Here is a 1,934-nt window from a genome sequence, read left to right as displayed (position 1 = left end):
TTTAATCTGTAAGAACTTCCATTCATATTAATGATAAAAGACTTATGTGTTAACCTATCGGTTAATGCAGCTGTCATAATAGGATCACCTAATATTTCATTCCATCTATCAAAAGAAAGATTTGTTGTTATTATAGTAGATTTTAGTCCAGTTCTTATAGATATATTAGTAAAGAGAAGCTCCGCCCCCTCCTTATCGGAGGAGATGTAGCCAAATTCATCAAGTATTACTAAGTCATATTTAGCTAACTTATTTTGAAAAGCTCTAAGTGATCTTGATGATTTTAATTCCTTAAGTTGTGTAATAAAAAGTGGCACTGTTGTAAAGAATACTTTATATCCTTCTAAACAGGCTTTAATCCCAAGTGATATTGCTATATGTGTTTTACCCGTTCCAGGGTTTCCGGATAAAATTACATTTTGACCTTCATCAATAAATTTTAAACTGCTTAAATGTTTTAATTTATTTTGAGCATCATCTGGTAATGCAGATATATCTAGGTCTTCAAAATACTTTTTATAAGGGAAACAAGCATTTTTGATTCTGCTTTGTGTAAGATTATAATGCCGAATATCATATTCTTTTTGAAGAAGCCTACATAGAAATTCTGCATAAGATAAATTATTCTTTTCAGCATCCATAATAGTTTCATCCAAATCGGCTTTTATAGCATTTAGTTTTAACTCAGAAGCATAATTTTTAGCTTGAGATAAATATGATTCTAATGCCATTTCATCACTTCCTTAGTTATTAAGTAAATCATTAAATTCATTTAGGATATTTAATGAATTTTCTGTTATTGTATCTTTATAATCATCCATATATATGATTTTTTCATCATTTTTTCTACAACAAATAAACTCAATTTTATCTACACTTATATTGGTAGGACAAGTTTCCCTAATATAATTTATAGCGTTAACTACTGCATCCACACTATATTTACCAATACAATCTAATAGCATAATAAATTCTCTTTCATTGTTCTTAAAGTAATCATTGTAGATATCTTTAACCACTTTATCCATTTGTTTAAAGGCTGTGCTATTAACAAGAGCCTTCGGCTTACGGAAAAGTGTGTATATATAATGATTTATATCTATTTTCCATTTATTAAATCCAATAATTTTTTTATGCTCAGCTATTTTTTCATCATTATAAAATACCAAGATTTTATTGGTATATACCTTACAAAGCACTAGTTTATCAACGTAGTTATCCGGAACAGAATAAAATGATGATTCAATCATAACTGTTGAATATTTACTAACTCTTACTTCAACAATAGTAGCTGTTTCATATAACGGCATATCTGGAAGAAAGTTGTTTTTTTCTTCTTCAAGTAATTCTAATGCTGTTTTATTTCTTCCAAAGCTGCATTTAGAGTTTATTTCTTTTAGTACTTCTATAAGATGCTCATTAGCTTCATCTATAGACTTAAACTCTACATCTTTTCCAAAAGCTTTTCTACGTATAAGCTCAACGCTTCTTTCTACATGACCTTTTTCATTACCACTATAAGCGTTACAAAATCTATATTCGAACTTATAGTACATAGATAATTTTAATAATGCATCGGTAGGTTCCTTATCTGATTTACCTATGAACCTTTTTACTGCTACTCTTGTATTATCATAAACAACAGTTCTAAATACACCACCAATCTCTTTAAAAAAATGTGCATGAGCTTCTAAAAAGCAACTTGTATTTTGTTTTGGGAACAATCTAGCCCATCTATAATTGCCGTAGGCACTAGTAAATACAGCTAATTGATACTCTCTGACAATACTATCTTCAGTAGATAATTTTACAGTACCAAAATCAAATTCTACTACATCTCCTGGAGCATATTCTTGCTTTATAAATGCTTCTTTTTTTGTTTTTTCTAATTTATTAACAACACTTATAACTGATGAATAACTTATATTAAATCC

The 1,934-nt window shown here is 28.6% G+C and carries 2 protein-coding genes; both read right to left on the bottom strand.

The window, feature by feature from the left end; genetic code table 11:
• A partial coding sequence (gene istB, locus KQI30_RS16670) for an IS21-like element helper ATPase IstB (protein WP_216464468.1) occupies window positions 1–731 on the bottom strand: 731 nt, incomplete at its 3' end.
• Between the two features lie 12 nt (window positions 732–743).
• Window positions 744–1,934: Mu transposase domain-containing protein (locus KQI30_RS16665; protein ID WP_216464467.1), on the bottom strand; the 1,191-nt coding region annotated here is incomplete at its 5' end.

Origin of the sequence: Clostridium bornimense (assembly GCF_018917145.1) — a bacterium.
Taxonomy (GTDB): Bacteria; Bacillota; Clostridia; order Clostridiales; family Clostridiaceae; genus Clostridium_AN; species Clostridium_AN bornimense_A.
Note: the sequence above shows the minus strand (reverse complement) of the source record. Positions and strands in the feature narration are given on the sequence as shown.